This is a genomic window from Truepera sp. (assembly GCA_032027045.1).
Classification (GTDB): domain Bacteria; phylum Deinococcota; class Deinococci; order Deinococcales; family Trueperaceae; genus JAAYYF01.
This window is the reverse complement of sequence record JAVSMU010000001.1, coordinates 2267149-2285605: the sequence shown is the minus strand read 5'-3', so window position 1 is coordinate 2285605 and position 18457 is coordinate 2267149. Positions and strand designations below refer to the sequence as shown.

The window sequence follows — 18457 nt, the reverse complement described above, 5'->3', positions numbered from 1 at the left end:
CGAGGGGCGTCACCCGCTCAGTTCACGCAGCGTGCCGGCCCGCTCGAGGCGTTCGATCCACGGCTTTATCTCGCCCAACTCCAGGTCGAGGGCCTGGGCGGTGCGGCCTATCGTGTTCCCCTCGCCTAGCGCGGCCAACACCCGTTGGCCCAGTTCGCCATGGTCGGTGCGGAAGCTCATGTAGCGGTCGGTCATGGGGTTGAGGGCGTCGCGGCCGCGGAGGGTGAGCGCGAAGCGGCGGTCCTCCCACCCGGGGGGTTCGTCGGGCAGCTCGATCTCGGGGGTGCGCTCGGCCGCGCGTTCGCCCAACGAGTAACGCCTGGTGGGGCCCTCCGTGGCGCCCGGGACTTCGAGGAACGCCTGGCCGTGGCTGTAGAAGCGGTAGCCACCCGCGAAGACCTCCAGCCCGTCGAAATCGGGATCGTCGGCCCGCGCCGGCTGCGCCAAGGCCAACGCGGCTAGCGGCACCACCACGGACGGCTCGAGGGCGTCCAGCTCCAGCAGCCCCGTGGCCCTGGCCTGCCCCGCCTTCTGGAGCGCGCGCATGGCCTCGGCGCGGTCGTGGGTGCCGCCCGCCGCCTCGTGAGCCGCGGCGCGCACGCTCCCGCCCACGAGGAGGGCCACGGAACGCTCACGGTCCGTGGCGTAGCTGAGCGAGCCGTTGAAGCGGGCCTCGTGAAGGCGTTCCAACAGGTCGGCCAGGTCGACGGCGCCCGGGGTAAGGCGGTGCGGTGGCGCCAAGCGCGGCAGCGCCCGCAGGAGCGCCGACTTGCTGCCCGGGAAGCGGGCGGGGAGCTGCGGGGTGAGGGTCGGCTCGTGCGTGTGCAGGTGAAAGCGCTGGCCGGAAGCGTCGAGCCGGGAGTACGGGCCGAGCCGGAAGCTGGCCTCCACCTGTCCGCGTGCGAGCAACAGGAGCGTGGTACCTGCTCCGTCCGTGAGCGCCAGCGTGCCCGAGTGCCGGATGGCTCGCAGGGTCTCGAGCAGCCACTCGGCGCTGTGCTGGCCGGTGTCGCCGAGCATGCCCTGGGCGCCCGTCGGTTCCTGGTCAGGGGCCAGGCCCGCGCCGCGGGCGGCGTCCTCGATCCGCGTTCGGGCGCCGTCCGTCACGAGCCACGCTCGCCGTCGCTCAGGACGCGCCTGAGCAGGTCGCGATCCGTCCGGTGCGTTAGCAGCTCGAGGGCCTCGGCGGGCGGGTAGAAACCACCGCCTATGAAGGAGTCCTCGGTGACGTGGCTTTCGGTGTCGTCCGTGGAGCAACGGTACCAGGTGATGAGGCGCTGCACGCCGTGGGGGTTCCGGTAGAAGGTGGTCCAGGTGCGTTGAGGGTCATCGCAGCGGGCGGTGACGCCCGCCTCCTCGGCGATCTCGCGCAGGGCGGCCTGCAACTGAGTCTCGCCTGCTTCCACGTGCCCCTTCGGGAAGACCCAATGGCCACTCACGTGCTGGAGGAGCAACGTTCGGCCATCGGGGCCGAACACCACGCCTCCGGCCCCCGCGACGGTGGACAGCGTCCCGCTGGGCGTAGCGTGCCTCGGGTCGCCGGACTGAGGGTGCTGAGGGCGGCGTGTCATGCCTGACCATGCTAGCACCGGCCCCCGGGGGCCTCGCGGACGGAAGCTGCTCCGCTGGGTCAGCGGCGCGCAACCATGCCGCCGCCGCGGAGGAACTCCAGCAGCCCGTCGGCCAACGCCTGGGCGAGTTTCTGCTGGTAGGCCGTCGTGCCGAGCTTTCGACCTTCTTCGGGGTTGCTGGTGAAGCCGATCTCGACGAGGATCGCCGGGATGCGCGCGTTGCGGATCACGTAGAAGAGGTTGGCCCGCACGCCGCGGTCGCGGGCCCCGGTCGCGCTGACCAGGTTGCGCTGCACGGTCTCGGCCAGCGTCAGGGAGTAGTTGAGCTGGGCCTCGCGCAGGATGTCCGCGGCCAGGTCACGCGCGCTGCGCAGGGCCTCGTCCGTCAGCGCCTGGCCCTCCGCCCCGCCACCGTTCTCCTCGATGGCGCGGTCGATGTTGGACGGGTCCAGGGGCTCGCCGAACACCCAGGTCTCGATGCCCGACGCCGAGGTCTTGGCGGCCGAGTTCGCGTGGATGGAAACGAAGATGTTGCGCTCCGGAGTGGCGAAGAGGGAGCGCTGCTGCAGTGTGAGGAAGGTGTCGGAATCGCGGGTCAGGATTACCTGCACGCCCTCGGCCTCGAGGATGCGCTTGAGCTCGAGGGCCACCGCCAGCACGACCTGCTTCTCGACGGCCTGGCCGGTGGCGCCAGGGTCGTGGCCGCCATGGCCGGCGTCGATGACGACCACTTGGCGGTGCTCGGGCACGCTGAGTAGGGCCGGAGCGGCCGCCTCGGCCGCCTGCGCCGGCGGCGTCAGCGCGGTCACGGCGTTGCCGGCCAGGTCTGGCGCGAAATCGACGTATAGGGTGCGGCCGGCGTCCTTCTCGATCACTCCGACCCTATAGCCCTTGCCCGCCGGATCGACGGGGTACTTCAGCTGGGCAGCCACCGTCACCTGGGCGCCCGAGCTGGTGACCGACAGGTGACTCAGGTTCGGGTCGTCGAGGTCCTGCTCGAACGCCTCGGCGCGCGCGCCCGGCAGGACGATCAGGAGTGCGCCCTCACCCGCGGCCACCTCGTATTCGGCGCTGCTGGGGATGTCGATCGCCACGCGAGACACTCCCTCGGTTATTCCCGTGCGGGGCCTGGACACCAGGTAACCCAGGCGTTCCGCCGTGTCGATGGTGATCACGTGGCGCTCGGAGTTCCAGGAGCTGACGCCCTCGAAGGCCGTGACGATAGGCGTGATCGCGACGTACGCCACCCCGTCGACCAGGATGGCCTTGGGGCTCGCCAAAGTGGTCCGACCGCTGACGGCGGGGGAGACCGAAACGGTACCCGGGGCCTTGACGAGGCCCGCGGTGATATCGGACGTAGCCTGGAAGCGCGCGGTCCTGAAACCGTCGCTGAACACGAGGACTTTCTCGCTGGGAACGTACTGAACGGTGAGGCTCATGGCCTCGGCGAGGGGTTGCGCCTTGGCGTAGGCGTTGGAGCTGTCGCCTTGCCGGATGAAGTAGTAAGGACCCGCCGGGTCGACTATCGTGCCGTTCACCGCTAGGTAGTTGTGGCGCTCCTGAGCGGCGACGGTGACGCAAGAAGCCAGAAACAGGAGGATGGGCAGTAGCCGCTTCACGTGCCGCGAAGTGTATCACGGGTCCCGGGCCCCTAAACATGAGGAATGTCGCGACTGGAGGGCATCCGCGCGCTTCGCCGAGACGCTCGGGCGAGCGAAAGGTCGGACCACCCAGGGGTGCGCAGGGCGGAGGCCCGCCTCAGTGATCGAGGTCGGCGTCGGCGGAGGGCGGCAACTCCTCGAGTTGCCGCAGGCGAGCCTGGACGGCGTCCTCCGTCGTGAGCTTGGACGCCCCGTCCTCGAGGTGGCGGTAGAGCGACTCGACGTCCGCGCGCAGCCGGGTGATGAGCTCGCCCGACTCCTGGAAGTGCTGCGCGACCTCCCCCTGGAAGCGGTCGAGGACGAGCTGCATCTGCCGCAGCCGCTGCTCGCTGGGGTTCCGGCGCCGCAGGGCGTTGGCCAGGAACCACCCGGCTACCACGCCGACCAGCGCCGCGATCACCACCCAGACCCAGACGTTCACGCCGGTGAGCATAGCAACTGGCAAGCTTCCTTCCTCTACACTGCCGCCAGATGCCGCCACGCCAACCGAACGAACCACCGCCGCCGCCCAACCCCAAGGCCGCCCTCGCGGGCGTGTACCTGCGGCCGCTACCGGGCGAGGTGCTGCCGGCCCGCCACTCGGCGGGCGCGCGGGTCAGGGCCGCGCAGATGCAGGCGTTCCTTCAGCCACTGCACGCCAGCGCACTCAGGGCCCTGGACTCGAACGCCGCGGTTACCCTCCTCGTGCTCGGGCCCGGCGACTGGCGCAAGGTCTGCCGCTACCCCTACGGCCTGCCGTTCACGCGCACCGGGGTGGGCGGTGGCAACGCCGCCGTCATCGCGGCCGCCGACTACCAGCCGCGCCTCCTGCGGCGCTTCGAAGAGGTCATGCTGGCCGCGGCGCGTGCGGGCGTGAGCGCACCCGCTCAACCCGGCGAGTTCATCGACCTCCTCGTCGGTCACGAGTGGGGCCACGCCGTGGCCAACCTGAGCGGCCTGCGAACGCGGCTGAAGTGGCTCGACGAGCTGAACGCCACCTACATCTTCGCGCAGGCGCTCCGCGCCACCGGTCAGGTGGCCCTGATCGAGCGGCTGGAGGCGTGGTCACGCTGGCAAGTGGCCGGCACCGAGCACGAGGCGAGCGACCTCGCCTCGTTCGAGTACCCGCGCACCCGCGCCGGCTGGGTGCGGCTCCTCTGGTACCAGGGTGTTTTTGCCGAGAGGGCGCTCGAGATGTCCAAGGACGGAGGTTGGGGCTACCTGCGCCGCCTGAAGGGGGCGTTGCCGCCGGCGGACCGGGGCGAACTTGCGCGGAAGCTCGTAGAGATAGAGCCGAGCTTCAGGCCGTGGTTCGCGGTGTTCGGCCGGACCCAGCGCCCGGCGGGCGAGCCCGGGTAACCGGACCTCACACCACCATGGCCAGGTCTCGGCGCAGCTGCTGTAACACCAAGCCGAGGTTGGCCCGGGCGTCGGCGGGGCACTCCGACAGCAACTGCTCGGCCCGCGCCAGCGCGGCCTCGGCCCGGGCGTCGTCGCCGAGGCTCATGGCCGCCTGGGCCAGCGCGAGCGCGCCCTCCGCGGCGAGCGCCGGGGGGAGCGAGAGCGCGGCGATCTTCTCGTAGAGGTCGAAGGCGGTGGCTCCGTCGTCTTGCGACGTGGCCAGGTCGGCGGCCGCCAGGTAGTGCGCGTACGCCGCCTCGTGGGCGCCGCCCAACTCGAAGTGCTCGGCGGTCAACGCCGAGAACGCCAGGGGAGCGTGCTGCTCGAGCCAGGTGGCGATGCGCAGGTGGAGCACCGGCCGTTCACCGTAAGGGATCATCCTGAGTACCCCGTTACGTAGCAGCTCGCTCTGGAAGCGGTACTCGATGTCGCCAGGCACGGAGGAGACGGCCTGGGCCACCAGCATGTTCTCGCGCACCAGCGCCAGCACGTCGTTGGCCGCCGACGGACCACCGAGTTCTCGCAGCAGTCCCTCCCATACCGCCTCGCCCGCCAACGCCGCGTTCGCCAAGAGCCGGCGATGGTGGACCTCGATCATGTCGAGGCGGGCCTGCAGCAACGAAGCGAGGGAGCCGGAGAACGACTCCTCCGACGCCACCGACAGCGCCCGGCCGAGCTCTAGAACGTAAGCGGGGACGCCGCCGACCTGCTCGACGAGCCCGGCGGCCGCCACGCGCATGGCCGGGCCGGCGACCTCGGCGAGCAGCCGCAGGCTGTCCTCCAGCTTCAGTGGCGGCAGGTGCAAGGCCGCGGGGTGGGAATCGTCGTTGAACCTGCGCGCCGTGCGCAGGAGGAGCAGCGGCGCCTGCGCCTGCGCCAGCAGGACCAGGAACTCGTGGAGCGCCGGGTCGCGCGGCTCGTTCTCGACGACCAGCACGAGCGGCTCGACTTGGCCGTCGGCCCCGGCGGCAGGCCGCTTGCTAAGCGCCAACAGCAGGTCGCGCCAGGCGAGGCTGGTGCGGTCTACGCTGCGTCGCTCGATCCGCTTCCAGGTGGTGCGCGGCTCGAGGTCGAGGCTGGCCAGGATCAGGCTGTGCCAGCGGCGCTCACCCGGCAGCAGCTCGTCGAGCTGGTGCTGAACCCGCGGGGCAGCGCTGCGCGTGTCCTCACCGACGCGGATGCCGAACACCTGGCTGCCCAGTGCAGCGAACCCGAACTCCTCACCGGGCGACGGCTCGAACCACAAAGAGCGCGGCGCCGGGTTCGAGCTGCCGAGGAACTCCTTGATGAGCCGGGTCTTGCCGTGACCGGCCTCTCCCACCACCCACACTTCACGCGCCGTGCCCGTGGTGCCGACCTCGTCATGTAGGGCCCGGAGCCGCGCCAGCTCGGCTGCCCGCCCGACGAACGCGACGTGAGCGTACGGGTCGGCTTCGTACTCCGTTTGTGCGACCAACACCTTCGCGGACGTCACGTTCGGGAAGCCGTGCAACACGATCGGCCCGCTGGGGCGGTACCTGAGGCGGTTCCGCGTGGAGCGGAACGTCTCGGGGCCGACCCACACCTCGCCAGGCTCGGCGGCCTCCTCGAGCCTCGCGGCCATGTTGACGGCGCTTCCCATGACCGTGTAAGAGCGCACGCGCCCCGACCCGACGGCGCCCGCGATGACGATGCCAGTGTTCACGCCCGCGCGCCCCTTGAGCGGCAGATTGCGTGCCCTACCCACTTCCTCGATGGCCGAGAGGCTGGCCGAGCCCGCCAGAACGGCCCTGAGCGCGTCGTCGGGGTGGGAGTGCGGGGCGCCGAAAAGCGCCAGCAGGCCGTCTCCCTTCAAGGCGTCGACGTACCCGTCGTACGACTCGACCACGCTCGTCACCACGGTCAGCACCTCGTCCGCCAGGTCGCGCATGTCCTCCGGGTCGAGGTCCCTCGTCAGCCCACTGAAGCCCGACATGTCGACGAAGAGCATGCTGACGCGCCGCCGCTCACGCGCCACGCTCTGCCGGCCCAGGCGCACGCCGCACATGCCGCAGTAACGCATGCCACTGGGGTTGGCGGCACCACAGGCTGAACAGATCATGAGCTGGCCTCGCGCTTTCTCGGGCGGCGTGCGGGGTTGACGTAGGTGACCATGAGATTACCAGCCCAGGAGCGGCGCGGGGTCTATGAACGGGTTGCCCGCGCTGGTCTCGCGTTGGGCGTAGAACTGCAGCACGTCGGGCCGTGTGAGGGTGCCCCCACCCAGGTAGCCCAGGACCGTGCCCTGCGCCACCGTGTCGTAGAGGCCCACCAGCGGTTGGCGCAGGTTGACGTACACGCTGACTATGCCGTTGGCGTGCTGCAACGCCACCATGTAGCCGAAGTTCGCCCCGAGGTACGTGACCGCCTTGACGCGGCCCGCCTGAACCGCACGCACGGCGGCGTTGTTCATGGGCGCCTGGATGCCGAGGTAGGAGTTGTTGCCCTCGCCGAAGCGGCTGATCAGCTTGGCGCCGTCGAACGGCCGCACGAACCCCGACGTCAGCGGCGCCAGTGGCGCCGCGAGCGCGTCCGCGCGGCTGCGCGCCAAGTCGGCCTGCCGTTCCAGCTCCAACTGTTTGTCGCGGTCCTGGGCGTACTCGGCGGCGGCGGCACGAGCCCGTTCCTCCTCCGCCCGCAGGCGCGCGATCTCGTTGGCCCGTTGTTGGCCTAGATCACCGAGGCTCTGCTCGAGGCGGTTCTGCTCCTCGAGCAGCGCCTGTTGCTGGACGAGCTGGCCGGCTCGCGTCGCGTTGAGCTCCGCCACCACGCTCTCGAGCCGCTGCCGGGTGGCCTCCAACTCGGCCTCGGCCTTGGCAAGTTCGGCTTCGGCCGCGGTGAGTTCGGTGATCTGGCTCTCCAGTTGGGCCTTGGCCGCGCGCTGCTCGTTCAGGACGGCGTCGAGTTCGTTGATCACGTTGGCGTCCTGCTCCGCCAACAGCCCCAGGTAATGGTTGCGCACCCGCAGGTCGTGAAACGAGTTGCTGGTGGTGAAGGCCGCCGTGAGCCTCTGCCCCCGCTGCTTGAAGTGGCTAAGCAACAGCGCCTGCACGCGCTCGCCGATCTGCGCCAGGCGCGTATCGAGCGCGGCGATCTGCGCCTCGGTGCCGGCCTTCTCCGTTTCGAGGGCAGCGATCCGGCCGAGCAGTTCCTCACGCTCCCGGCGCTTGGCCGCGAGGTCGTTGCTCACCTTGTCCCTCTCCGCCAGGCGCTTCTCGAGCTGCGAGGCTGTCTGGCCGAGGGCCGCCTTGATGGCTTCGAGTTCCTGGTTCCGCTTGGCGAGGAGCGCCTGGTAGCTCTGCAGGTCCTGCTCGATGGCCTCCAGCCCGGGGCTGGTGAGCGCCACCTGAGCGGACGCCCGCGGCGCCAGCGTGAGCGCGGCAGCCACCAGGGCGGTAAGTAACAGCAGGATGACGGGGCGCCGCACGGGCCAAGTGTAACCGTGGTCGGTAAGTGGCCCGTGGTCGCCGGAGTACGTGCGGACCATGGCGGTGTGCGGCCTAGTGCTCCTCGCGCAGGTGTTGGCTCACGGCTATCGCGCTACCCACCAAGCCCACCAGCATCGCCAGGAGGGCGAGTAGCCCGGCGATCCAGCCGAGCAGCGCGGCGTCGCGAACGAACGGCACGAACGCGAACTGTTCGGAGAGCCGCATGACCGCCACCTGGTAGGCGGGAATGGCCAGGCCGAGGGCCAAAACGGCGCTGATGAGCCCCAGCAGGAACCCCTCGAAGAGGAACGGCAGCCGGATGAACCCACGCTTCGCGCCCACGAGTCGCATGACGTCGATCTCTTCCTTGCGCGCCGTTATCGCCGCGCGGATGGAGTTGACGATGGCGAACAGCGCGGCGCTGAGCAGCACCACGATGAGGATGGAGCCGCCGATGCGCAAGACGTCGTTGAGGGCGAGGAACGTGGCGACCGCGCCGCTCGAATCGTCGACTTCCTGGACCCCCGGCAACTGCTCGAGCCGGAGCCTGACGAGCGAGGTCTGCGCCGGGTCGTAGAGGCGCAGGTGCAGGGTGTCGGGGAGGGGGTTCTCGACGAGGCCGGCAGCTCTCTCGAGCGAAGGGAGGTCGGCCACCATCTCCGCCAGGGCCTGGCCCTTGCTCACGAAGTCGAGGCGTTCGACCTCCGGCCAGGCGCGTATCGTCTCCGTCAACTGCTGGACGTTGGCGCCGTCTTGCAAGTAGGCGGCCACTTCGAGCTCGCCCTGCAGGCTTGCTAGGGCGTTGTTGAGGTTCACGGACAGCAGGCTGAACCCCACCAGGATGGTGAGCGACAGCGTCATGGTCGTGATGGTCGAGACGCTGGCCACCCAGTTGCCGCGGATGGCGCGCATGGCCTGCAAGAAGGCGTACATCATGCGCGCGACCTCCCTGCCGCTGAACTGGCCACGCCCTGTCGGGTCACGGGAGCAATATTACCTTCGACGGTGCCGGGTCGGGTCAGAGCGCCGCGATGACGGCATCGGTGAAGCTCGCCGTGGTAGCGGCCCCGCCCAGGTCGGGGGTCAGTTCGCCGCCCTTGAGGACTGCGTCGACCGCGGCATTGACCCTGCGCGCGGCGGCCTGCTCACCCAAGTGGTCCAGCAGCATCGCGGCCGTGAGGAACGTGGCCGTAGGGTTGGCGATGCCGCGTCCGGCGATGTCGGGCGCGCTGCCGTGGACGGGCTCGAAGATGGCGTACTTCTCGCCCACGTTGGCGCTCGGAGCAATGCCCAAGCCGCCGGTGAGGCCCGCCATGAGGTCGGAGAGGATGTCGCCGAAGAGGTTGGTGGAGACGAGCACGTCGAACGTTGTCGGTGCGCGTACTAGCTTCATCGCGGCCGCGTCCACGATGATGTCGTACGTGTCGACCTCCGGGTACTCCTTCGCGACCTCCATGACCGTGTCAAGGAAGAGCCCCGACGTCAGGGGTAGGACGTTGGCCTTGTGCACGACGGCCAGGTTCTTGCGCCGGCGCATGGCCTGGTCGAGCGCCACGCGGGCAATGCGCTCGCTTGCCCGGCGGGTGACGACGGCGTCCGCGATGGCAACGTCGCCGTAGCGCCGCTCCTTCTCCACGTAGAGGCCCTCGGTGTTCTCGCGCACCATGAGCATGTCGATGCCGCGAACGGCGCCCGGCACCGGCCGGGAGCGCGCGGGCCTGAGGTTGGAGAACAGGTCGAGGGTACGGCGCATGTAGCGGATGGCGCCCTGATGCCCCTCCACTCGTTTCGACGGGCTGGTGAAGGCGCCGGCGAGGGTGGCGTCGGCGGCGCGTACGGTCTCCAGGGTGGCGGGGGGTACGCTCGTGCCGCGCGCCTGGAACGTTTCCCAGCCCGCCTCGGCGACGCTGAACTCGAGCGGCAGACCCGTGGCTTCCAGTAAGCGGCGGGCGGCCGGGATTACTTCCTGACCGATGCCGTCACCGGGTATCAAACAGATGCTGTACATGGAGTGTCTCCTCAGGATGCGCCAGCTGGCGGGTGGCGGGCCGGCACCTGAGGTGGCCCTGGGAAGTCACTGCTGAGGTCGGGCCAGGCGCACGTGCCGCCGGTCGTCCGGCGAAGCGGCTACAAGCTAACACGGCGCGCGGCGGGCGCGGCGCGTTGGTAACATGCAAGGCGATCGAGGTGTGGGAGTGACGACCTTGAACGGCCGTTTGGGAGATGGCGTGGTTGCCAACGTGTTGCAGTACTTGCAGCTCAGCCAGGGCACGGGCTGCCTGTCGCTCGTGCACCCGGCGCGCCGCCATGGTCAGATCTACCTCGAGGGCGGCAAGGTCGTCTGCGTCGAGGCGCGCCCCCTCCACGACCTCGCGGCCCTGACCGCGCTCCTCGAGTGGCGCGAGGGCAGCTTCACCTTCCGTGCCGGGGTGACCGCGCCGCGCCGCAGCATGAACCGCAACGTCGACACCGTTCTGCTCGAGGCCACTTACCTGGCCGATGCCGGAACGCTCGAGGGCGCCCCCGGGGCCGGCCCGGACACCGTGCTGCGCGTTGCGCCCCACCGTGATCTCGACGACTCCGTGCTGCTATCGCTAGGCGCGTTGCACTTGTGGCGCTACTTGGACGGCACCAGCAGCTTGCGGCAGCTAGCCGCCGGCTCCGGCAAGTCGGTCGAGTCGCTGGTGAAAGCGGCGGACGAACTCATCGAGCACGAGTTGGTGGAGTACGCATCGCTCACGGTGGCAGATCCGCGCTTCGCGCGCGAGGTGACTCGCGAAGCGGTCGACCTGTTGGGTCCGGTCGGCACTATCGTCGTCGAGGACGCGCTGATCGAGCTCGGCGTCAGCGGCGAAGCGTTGCCCACGGGCCTGGTGGACGAGTTCGTGTCGGAAGTCGTGCGGGCCTTCCCCAGCGGCGAGCGCCGCCTGGAGTTCGCCAGGCGGATGGGGGAGCTTAGGGGTATGTTCGCCCTCGACGCCCAGGAACGCGGGAGGAAACCTTGAACTATGTCGTCTTGGTCTTGGAGCCTTTGCCGAGTGACCTGCCCGAGGTCGCGGAGAAGGTGGCCGCCGGCCTACCCATCCCTCCCGACAAGGTCCTGAAACTGCTCGAGCGGGCCCCGGGGCCCGTGACGCGCCCCGTGCCCGAGCGCGACGCCAGGAAGGTCCAGCGCGTCATGCTGGCCGCCGGACTGGTGGTGGAGGTGCGAGAGGGCAACGCGACGGGCCCGGCCGTGGAGTTCGAGCCGGAAGCGTCCATCACCGACACCTGGGCAGCGCTCGAGGCGGCCGTGAACGAGGCGGCCGCGGAGGCTGCCGCGGCGGAGGCTGCCGCGGCGGAGGAGGCCGGCGGCGGCAAGGCTCCGGGGGACGAGGCTGGCGGGGATGGTGCCTGGGGCGACGAGGTCGCTGGGGACGAGGCCGGGAGCGACGAGGCCGGGAGGGACGAGGGCGCAACGGCGGACGGGAGCGTCGCGGCAGCCGAGGGCCGCGACCCCAGGCGCACCCAGGACCGCGACCCGAGGCGCACCGAGGACCGCGGCCGCGCGGCGCCCGTCGCAGGTCAGACCACCGTCGCTCCGCCACGTGACCCGGCCTTCACCACCCTGGTGCGTGAGCCGCCGGCGCTCGAGCGCACCGGGCTGCGGCGCCGGATCGCGAGCGCCGCGACCATGCCTGCTCTCCTGACGCTTCTGGTCGCCCTGCTCGCGGTAGCCGTGACCGTCCTGCCCATCCTGCGGCAACAGGAGCAGCAGCGCGTGGCGGGCGTGGCCGAGGCCGTGGCGGCCACCGTGGAAGGGCTCTCGGGAGGCCTGCCGCTCTCCGCGCCCATCCTCCGCCTGGAGCTGAACGCGGCCCAGGCCCGCGGCGCGGCCACGCTGCCCGGAAGGGGTGTCGATTACCTCTTGCTGATCGACGGCGACCAGGCCCCCGTCCTGGCCTGGTACCGGGGCCGTGCCGGCATCGATGCGTTCCCCGAGGCGGTCCGCGAGGCCGCCATGGACCGTGCCAAGGCCACGCTGGACGGCTCGGCCACGGCCGAAGACGCCACGGCCGGCGACTGGGTCGGCAACTTGTCCGCCAGTTGGCGCGACCTCACGGCGCTCGTCGGCCTGGGCACCCTCGAACCCACAATGGCAGCCGCGCCGGTTCACCGGCAGGGCGTCGTGAGTGCGGCCCTGGTGGCCGGCGGTGAGCCGACCGGCCTGCGGCAGTTCGGGCGGGCGCTCCTGACGGCCTTGCTCGTCGGCCTGGTGCCCGTGCTGTTCGGGGTTCTGGCGGTGCTTTCGCTTACGCGCGGCCTACGGCAGTCGATCAACTACCTGCTGGTGGCCGCCGACCGCATCAGCCACGGCGACTTCGAGCAGTCCGTCGAACTGGACAGGGACGACGAACTGGGCCAGATCGCCGCCGCCGTGGAGCGGATGCGCATCAGCCTGCGCGAGGTGATGGAGCGGCTACGCCGACGGCGCTGAAGCTCGAAAGGTGATCGCTGCACTCCGGGGGTGGTCCGGCGGGGGCGGCCCGGCGAGCCGGCTGGGCGCGCCGCTGCCAGACAAGCCGGTTAGGCGCGCCGCGACCGCGTCCCTCACGTGATCAAGCGGGCATGGGGTGCCGGCGCGCCATCTCGGTAACCTCGGCGGCGACCGCCGGGACGTCGTCCTCCTGCAGGCCCCGGTCGATGAGTTCGGCCACCTTGGCCATCTCTGCGGTCTCGAAGCCGCGCGTGGTGATGGCCGGCGTGCCGATGCGGATGCCCGACGTTATCCACGGCTTCTCGGGGTCGAACGGCACCATGCTCTTGCTGACCGTGATCCCCGCCCTGCCCAGGCGCTTGCTGGCCGTGTTGCCGTTGATGCCCCGGTTCTGCAGGTCGATGACGAACAGGTGATTATCCGTTCCGCCGGACACGATGCGGTAGCCCCGCTCGGCCATCGCCGCGGCAAGGGCCTTCGCGTTGGCGATGACCTTGGCGGTGTAGTCGTGGAAGCCGGGGGAGAGGGCCTCGAAGAACGCCACCGCCTTCCCGGCTATTACGTGCTCGAGCGGACCACCCTGGATGCCGGGGAAGATGGTGCGGTCGATCTTCTTGCCGATCTCCTCGTCGTTGCCGAAGATCAGGCCGCCGCGCGGACCCCTCAGCGTCTTGTGCGTGGTGCTCGAGACGACGTGCGCGTGAGGGAGGGGGTGAGGGTGCAGGCCCACCGCGATGGGCCCAGCGATGTGGGCCACGTCCGCGAAGAGGATGGCGCCCACCTCGTCGGCCACCGCGCGGAACCGGGCGAAGTCGATGAAGCGGCTGTAGGCGCTGGCGCCGGCGATGATCATCTTGGGACGGTGCTCGAGGGCGAGCCGCCTGAGCCCGTCATAGTCGATGGTCTCGGTCTCGCGGTCCACCGGATAGCCGACCACCTCGTACGAGCGCCCCGAGAAGTTGACGGGCGAGCCGTGCGTGAGGTGGCCGCCGTGCGCCAGGTCCATGCCGAGGACCTTGTCGCCATGCTCCAGCAGCGCGTAGTAGACCGCGAAGTTGGCGCTCGAGCCCGAGTGCGGCTGCACGTTTGCCCAGGCGGCGCCGAAGAGTTCCTTGGCGCGGTCGATGGCGAGCCGTTCCACCTCGTCGACCACCTCGCAGCCGCCGTAGTAGCGCTTGCCCGGGTAGCCCTCGGCGTACTTGTTTGTGAGCACGGAGCCGACGGCCTCCATGACCTGCCGCGAGACGAAGTTCTCCGAGGCGATCAGTTCCAGCCCGGTCGTTTGCCGCTCCAGCTCCTTGTCGATGAGTTCGAAGATCCGCTCGTCGCGGGCGGGGTGGTGCGCACTTCGCGTCATGGCCGCAATCATAGCCCCCCTGGGCCGAGTGTCCCGGCGCGAGCAGGAACCTTCGTGACACGCTGTTAGGCGTGGCGGCGGCACGCGTTCCGCCAGGGAGGTTCGAGATGAGCATGACGAGACTACTCGAGGGCAAGGTTGCGATTGTCACGGGGGCCGGATCCGGCATCGGCCGAGCGGTTGCCGAGGCCTACGCAAGAGAGGGCGCCAAGGTCGTCGTCTCGGACGTGAACGACGAAGCGGGCTCGGAGGTCGTGGCGGCGATCGAGGCAGCGGGCGGCACCGCCAGCTACTTCCACCTCGACGTGGCCGACCCCGCGGCCAACGAGGCGCTGGTCAAGGCCGCGGTCGAGCGTTACGGCGGACTGCACGTCGCCTGCAACAACGCGGGCATCTCGGGCGAGTCGAACCCCGTCGCCGATTACTCGGTCGAGGGCTGGCGGCGCGTCATCGACGTGAACCTGAACTCCGTCTTCTACGGCATGCGGGCCGAGATCCCGGCCATGTTGGCGGCGGGCGGCGGGGTGATCGTGAACATGGCGTCGATCCTGGCCAAGGTGGGGTTCGCGGGCGCCTCGGCCTACGTGGCCGCCAAGCATGGCGTGGTGGGCCTCACCGAGAACGCGGCCATCGAGTACGCGGAGCAGGGCATCCGCGTGAACGCGATCGGCCCCGGCTTCATCAACACGCCGCTCCTTCAGGTCCTGCCGAAGGAGGCCCTGGAGGTCATCACCGCGATGCACCCGGTCGGCCGGCTTGGGGAGGCCAACGAGGTCGCCGACATGGCGGTCTTCCTGTCATCCAGCAAGTCGTCGTTCGTCACGGGCACGTACTTCGCGGTGGACGGCGGCTACCTATCCAGGTAGCGGACCCCCTACCGCGACTTCATTGGAATGGCGCCAGCAGGCTGGCGGCGCGCTCGAGCTTGCTGGCGCTGCCCAACACGAGGGGCGTCAGCGACTCGAGCGCCTCGCCGATGGCCCGCAGATCCGCCTCCGAGGTCCCCGGCGCCGCCTCCACCTCGACCTCCGAGAACTCTGCCGACCGGATGAGGGAGGCGTCACCACGCTCGTGGGGAGGCCGGCACGAGACCTCGTCGAAGCTCAGCTCGGCGAGCGGCCGGCCGCCACGTTCCAGTAGGAACAGTTCGCGGGTCGTGGCTATCTCGAGCCGCGGCCCCAGCTTTCCCAAGTCGACCATCCCCTCGAGGCGTTGCGCTACGGCCGGCGGCCAGGGCACCGGTCCGAGGTCACGGCCGCCGGCCGGCGTCGGCGGCAGCGGCGCCTCCAGCTCCTCGCGCTCGAACACGCCTGCCACGGCGTCGCCGCGGCTCTTGACGGTGGCGACGCGTGCCCCCGCGGCGGTGCGGACGCGCAGGGCCAGGCCGCTGCGCTCGAGGGAAAGGGCGCCGTCGTCGAAGTAGACGTCGACCTGGTGGTGCGTCCCGCCGGGGCGCACCTGCACGCCCAGTGCGCTCAGCGCGGCGGAAAGCTGCTCCAGGTCGGGCACCCGGCCCTCCAGCGAGGAGTACTTGAGTTCCAGCTCGCGCGGCACGACCGAGTGTAACCGCCTTGGCGGCCGGTGCTAAACTCGGTCAAACGGGCGCAGCATGAGCGGGTGACTTCGCGGCCACGGCCGCTGTAACAAGGAAGGTGCGAGATGTCTCAGATCCGCAACGTGGCCGTCTTGTCGCATAGCGGCGCCGGGAAGACGTCGCTGGTGGAGGCCATGCTCTACCGCGCGGGCGCCATCACCACCCTGGGCAAGGTCGAGGACGGCACTACCGCCTCCGACGTGACCCCGGAGGAGAAGCGCCGCAAGATCTCCATCTACTCGAGCGTGCACCCCCTCACCTGGAAGGGTGAGGAGTTCAACGTCATAGACACGCCGGGCTACGCCGATTTCGTGAGCGAGATCCGCGGAGCGCAGGCGGCCGCGGACGCGGCCCTCATAGTCGTGTCGGCGGTCTCCGGCGTCGCGGTCGGGACCGAGCGCGTCTGGACTTCGAGCTTCGAGCGCGAGCTCTCGACCATGTTCGTCATCAACAAGATGGACCGCGAGAACGCCGACTTCTTCCGCACCATGGCCGACATCGAGGCCAGCCTGCCGGGCAACATCGCCGCCATCCAGCTACCGATAGGGCAGGCGGAGGATTTCCGGGGAATCGTCGACCTGCTCACCATGCGCGCCTACGAGTGGTCGAACGGCGAGCCTGCCGAGATACCCATTCCCGAGGAGGTCGAGGGCCTGGCGCAGGAGTACCGCGACCGCCTGGTAGAGGCCGTGGTGGAGACGGACGACGAGCTGATGATGCAGTACCTGGAGGAGGCGAGCATCGACCAGGAGGCCATACTCGCCGCCTTCTACGCGGCGGTAAGGCGCAACCAGCTTGCACCCGTGCTCCTTACGTCGGCCACCAAGGCCATGGGCATCAGCCTGCTGCTCGACTTCCTCACCCGGGGGGTACGCCACGTGGAGGACCACGGGGCGCTGCCGGTCGAATCGGGCGAGGCGCCCACCCTCGGCGAGGGCCAGCCGTTCAGTGCCCGCGTGTTCAAGACGGTCGTCGACCCCTACCTCGGCAAGGTCTCCATGATGCGGGTGCTGTCGGGCCGACTCAAGGCGGGCGAGCCGCTCAAGGACGCCTCCAACGGGGCCGACCTGCGCACGGCGCACCTCTACGCGCCCCAGGGCAAGGACCTCACCGAGGTCAAGGAGTTGACGGCCGGCATGATCGGCGCGCTTACGAAGGCCGACGAGGTGCGCACGGGCGACACGCTCACGGCGCCGGGCGCCGAGTTCGTGCTCTCGCCGATAAGGTTGCCGTCGCCGGTGATGGCCGTGGCTCTCTTCCCGAAGTCGCGTCCGGACGAGGACAAGATGGGCGAGGCGCTGGCCAAGGTCACGAGCGCCGATCCCACCCTCGTCCTCGAACGCAACCCGGACACGAAGGAGACGGTGCTGTGGGGCATGGGGCACGTCCACCTCGAGATCGCCGTGGCGGCGCTCAAGGACCGCTTCGGCGTCGAGGTGGAGACCCGCCCGCCCGCCATCGCCTACCGCGAGACCATCCAAAGCAAGGCCGACGCCCGCTACCGGCACAAGAAGCAGTCGGGCGGAGCCGGCCAGTTCGCGGAGGTGGCCCTCTCGGTGGAGCCGCTACCGCGCGGGTCGGGCTTCGAGTTCGACTGGAAGGTCGTGGGCGGCACCATCCCGACCCAGTTCCAGACGAGCTGCGAGAAAGGCGCCCGGGCGGGAATGGAGGCCGGGGTGCTGGGCGGCTTCCCGCTGCAAGACGTGAAGGTCTGCGTTTACGACGGCAAGGACCACCCGGTCGACTCGAAGGACATCGCGTTCCAGTTCGCCGCCACGCAGGCCATGCGCGAGGCGCTGTTGCAGGCCAAGCCGATCCTCCTGGAGCCGCTGGCGCTCATCAAGGTGCGCGTGCCCGACCGGTTCACGGGGGACGTCATCTCGGACCTCAACACGCGCCGCGGGCGCATATTGGGCATGGACAGCGAAGGCTCGGTCAGCGTGGTCAGCGCGCACGTGCCCCTCGCCGAGATCCAGGCGTACTCGGCCGACCTGCGGAGCATGACCGGTGGCCGCGGCGCCTATTCCCTCAAGGTGGACCGCTACGAGACCGTCCCGCAGCAGACGGCCGACAAGGTGCTGGCCGACATCAAGCAGGCCGCTACCTGAGGCCCGCCAGCTGCTCGACGACGTCTTTCGCGAGTTCGCGCGCGAGGTCCTCGGCCTCGCGCGCCTCGCCCGACACGGTCGCCTGGAGGATGGTGGAGCCCTCCGCAACCGCCCCGAGCAACGTCAGTTCGAACTCGTCGTTGACGGTAGCGCTGGCGCCCACGTTCCGCCCCGGCAGCTCGGAGGCGAAAGCCAGCTCGGCCCGAACGCGGTCGAAGCTCGGTCGGTGCTGCAGCGAGTAGGCCGTCTCGTACGCGAGGTCGTCGTCCTCGCGCACCAGCAGCCCGATGGCGCCCTGGCCGGGCGCGGGCGTGAATACCGTCTCGTCGATCAGCGTGTCGATCGCGCTTCTCAGGCCCAAGGTGACGAGCGTGGCGGCGGGCAAGATGACCGCGTCCGCACCCACTCCAAGGCGAGCCAGAAGGGCTTCGGGGGCCGACCGATCGATCTCGACCTCCATGGCCGCCTGCGTCGCGGCCAGGAAGGAGGCGTCACGCTCGGTGGAAACCAGCAGCCTCGCGCCCTCGGGCAGGGCGTCCAACTGCGCCCGGCCCTTCGCCGCGAACGCGGAACGCGGCTCGCCCCGTTTGAGGACGGCGGCCAGCCGGATTCCCTCGGGCAGCGAGGGAGGGAGGGCGTCTAGCTGCGCCACGGCGATGCCGATGTCGTTGGCTTCGAGGGCGGCCAGTAGCGGGCCCGACTCCTGGCCCGCGGTTTTGGGGATCGTGCGGAGGGTGAGATGAAGGTCGGGCCACTCTTCGGCCAGGTGCTCCAGCACACCTCGACCTTGGCGAATGGCGAGCAGGCCTTCGCGGTTACCCAAAACTATCCTGGCCATGATCCTGAATGTAACACATGCTGCT

The 18457-nt window shown here is 70.0% G+C and carries 16 protein-coding genes; 5 read left to right on the top strand and 11 right to left on the bottom strand.

The features are described 5' to 3' along the window. Positions 1-9 precede the first annotated feature (9 nt). The 4 genes from ROY82_10470 to ROY82_10455 all read right to left on the bottom strand — a co-directional run bounded on the left by ROY82_10470 (position 10) and on the right by ROY82_10455 (position 3653). Positions 10-1107, bottom strand: coding sequence for a hypothetical protein (locus ROY82_10470; GenBank protein MDT3682881.1), 1098 nt, complete (start codon positions 1105-1107; stop codon positions 10-12). Beyond that, the gene (locus tag ROY82_10465; GenBank protein MDT3682880.1) at positions 1104-1571 is read right to left on the bottom strand and encodes an NUDIX domain-containing protein; all 468 of its coding nucleotides are present in this window, start codon (positions 1569-1571) and stop codon (positions 1104-1106) included. Before ROY82_10465 ends, ROY82_10470 begins: the two co-directional genes overlap by 4 nt. A gap of 59 nt (positions 1572-1630) precedes the next feature. Beyond that, positions 1631-3190 carry an N-acetylmuramoyl-L-alanine amidase gene (locus ROY82_10460; protein ID MDT3682879.1) on the bottom strand — a complete coding sequence of 520 codons (1560 nt, stop codon included), beginning with the start codon at positions 3188-3190 and terminating at the stop codon, positions 1631-1633. A 139-nt stretch (positions 3191-3329) separates the two neighbouring features. Beyond that, positions 3330-3653: a DUF1043 family protein gene (locus ROY82_10455; GenBank protein ID MDT3682878.1), complete on the bottom strand. Its 324-nt coding sequence runs from the start codon at positions 3651-3653 to the stop codon at positions 3330-3332. Between the two features lie 50 nt (positions 3654-3703). Here ROY82_10455 and ROY82_10450 point away from each other — a divergent pair, with 50 nt between their 5' ends. Next, a complete protein-coding gene (locus tag ROY82_10450; GenBank protein MDT3682877.1) occupies positions 3704-4570 on the top strand; it encodes a hypothetical protein in 867 nt (288 codons plus the stop codon). A gap of 7 nt (positions 4571-4577) precedes the next feature. Here the strand turns inward: ROY82_10450 and ROY82_10445 are convergent, their stop codons facing one another. The 4 genes from ROY82_10445 to ROY82_10430 all read right to left on the bottom strand — a co-directional run bounded on the left by ROY82_10445 (position 4578) and on the right by ROY82_10430 (position 10066). Beyond that, positions 4578-6692, bottom strand: a complete 2115-nt coding sequence (locus ROY82_10445) for an adenylate/guanylate cyclase domain-containing protein (GenBank protein MDT3682876.1) — start codon at positions 6690-6692, stop codon at positions 4578-4580. 57 nt (positions 6693-6749) lie between these two features. Next, entirely contained in the window at positions 6750-8057 is a 1308-nt protein-coding gene (locus ROY82_10440; GenBank protein MDT3682875.1) for a peptidoglycan DD-metalloendopeptidase family protein, read from the bottom strand. A 73-nt stretch (positions 8058-8130) separates the two neighbouring features. Beyond that, positions 8131-8994 carry a permease-like cell division protein FtsX gene (locus ROY82_10435; GenBank protein MDT3682874.1) on the bottom strand — a complete coding sequence of 288 codons (864 nt, stop codon included), beginning with the start codon at positions 8992-8994 and terminating at the stop codon, positions 8131-8133. Positions 8995-9076: 82 nt separating this feature from the next. Continuing rightward, positions 9077-10066 (bottom strand): isocitrate/isopropylmalate dehydrogenase family protein, encoded by a 990-nt coding sequence (locus ROY82_10430; GenBank protein MDT3682873.1) that lies wholly within the window; start codon positions 10064-10066, stop codon positions 9077-9079. Positions 10067-10253: 187 nt separating this feature from the next. Here ROY82_10430 and ROY82_10425 point away from each other — a divergent pair, with 187 nt between their 5' ends. Both ROY82_10425 and ROY82_10420 read left to right on the top strand, forming a co-directional pair. Next, positions 10254-11063: a DUF4388 domain-containing protein gene (locus tag ROY82_10425; GenBank protein ID MDT3682872.1), complete on the top strand. Its 810-nt coding sequence runs from the start codon at positions 10254-10256 to the stop codon at positions 11061-11063. Then, the gene (locus ROY82_10420; GenBank protein ID MDT3682871.1) at positions 11060-12535 is read left to right on the top strand and encodes a HAMP domain-containing protein; all 1476 of its coding nucleotides are present in this window, start codon (positions 11060-11062) and stop codon (positions 12533-12535) included. Before ROY82_10425 ends, ROY82_10420 begins: the two co-directional genes overlap by 4 nt. A gap of 121 nt (positions 12536-12656) precedes the next feature. Here ROY82_10420 and glyA read toward each other — a convergent pair whose 3' ends face one another. Next, positions 12657-13892 carry a serine hydroxymethyltransferase gene (gene glyA / locus ROY82_10415; protein ID MDT3682870.1) on the bottom strand — a complete coding sequence of 412 codons (1236 nt, stop codon included), beginning with the start codon at positions 13890-13892 and terminating at the stop codon, positions 12657-12659. A 107-nt stretch (positions 13893-13999) separates the two neighbouring features. Between glyA and ROY82_10410 the strand changes: the two genes are divergently transcribed. Next, the gene (locus tag ROY82_10410; GenBank protein ID MDT3682869.1) at positions 14000-14758 is read left to right on the top strand and encodes an SDR family NAD(P)-dependent oxidoreductase; all 759 of its coding nucleotides are present in this window, start codon (positions 14000-14002) and stop codon (positions 14756-14758) included. A 19-nt stretch (positions 14759-14777) separates the two neighbouring features. Here the strand turns inward: ROY82_10410 and ROY82_10405 are convergent, their stop codons facing one another. Further along, on the bottom strand, positions 14778-15446 hold the full coding sequence (locus ROY82_10405; protein MDT3682868.1) for a CYTH domain-containing protein: 669 nt from the start codon (positions 15444-15446) through the stop codon (positions 14778-14780). 105 nt (positions 15447-15551) lie between these two features. On the opposite strand from ROY82_10405, the gene fusA reads away from it, so the two are divergent. After that, the gene (gene fusA, locus ROY82_10400) at positions 15552-17594 is read left to right on the top strand and encodes an elongation factor G (protein MDT3682867.1); all 2043 of its coding nucleotides are present in this window, start codon (positions 15552-15554) and stop codon (positions 17592-17594) included. Here the strand turns inward: fusA and ROY82_10395 are convergent. Then, a complete protein-coding gene (locus tag ROY82_10395; GenBank protein ID MDT3682866.1) occupies positions 17587-18432 on the bottom strand; it encodes a hypothetical protein in 846 nt (281 codons plus the stop codon). The two genes, fusA and ROY82_10395, sit on opposite strands and share 8 nt — an antisense overlap. Positions 18433-18457 lie beyond the last annotated feature (25 nt).

Bases quoted from the DNA above. Each gene is read 5' to 3' on its own strand.
- ROY82_10430 (MDT3682873.1), bottom strand. From the start codon at position 10,066: ATGTACAGCATCTGTTTGATACCCGGTGACGGCATCGGTCAGGAAGTA.
- fusA (MDT3682867.1), top strand. From the start codon at position 15,552: ATGTCTCAGATCCGCAACGTGGCCGTCTTGTCGCATAGCGGCGCCGGG.
- ROY82_10465 (MDT3682880.1), bottom strand. From the start codon at position 1,571: ATGACACGCCGCCCTCAGCACCCTCAGTCCGGCGACCCGAGGCACGCT.
- ROY82_10410 (MDT3682869.1), top strand. From the start codon at position 14,000: ATGAGCATGACGAGACTACTCGAGGGCAAGGTTGCGATTGTCACGGGG.
- ROY82_10395 (MDT3682866.1), bottom strand. From the start codon at position 18,432: ATGGCCAGGATAGTTTTGGGTAACCGCGAAGGCCTGCTCGCCATTCGC.
- glyA (MDT3682870.1), bottom strand. From the start codon at position 13,892: ATGACGCGAAGTGCGCACCACCCCGCCCGCGACGAGCGGATCTTCGAA.
- ROY82_10450 (MDT3682877.1), top strand. From the start codon at position 3,704: ATGCCGCCACGCCAACCGAACGAACCACCGCCGCCGCCCAACCCCAAG.
- ROY82_10445 (MDT3682876.1), bottom strand. From the start codon at position 6,692: ATGATCTGTTCAGCCTGTGGTGCCGCCAACCCCAGTGGCATGCGTTAC.
- ROY82_10435 (MDT3682874.1), bottom strand. From the start codon at position 8,994: ATGATGTACGCCTTCTTGCAGGCCATGCGCGCCATCCGCGGCAACTGG.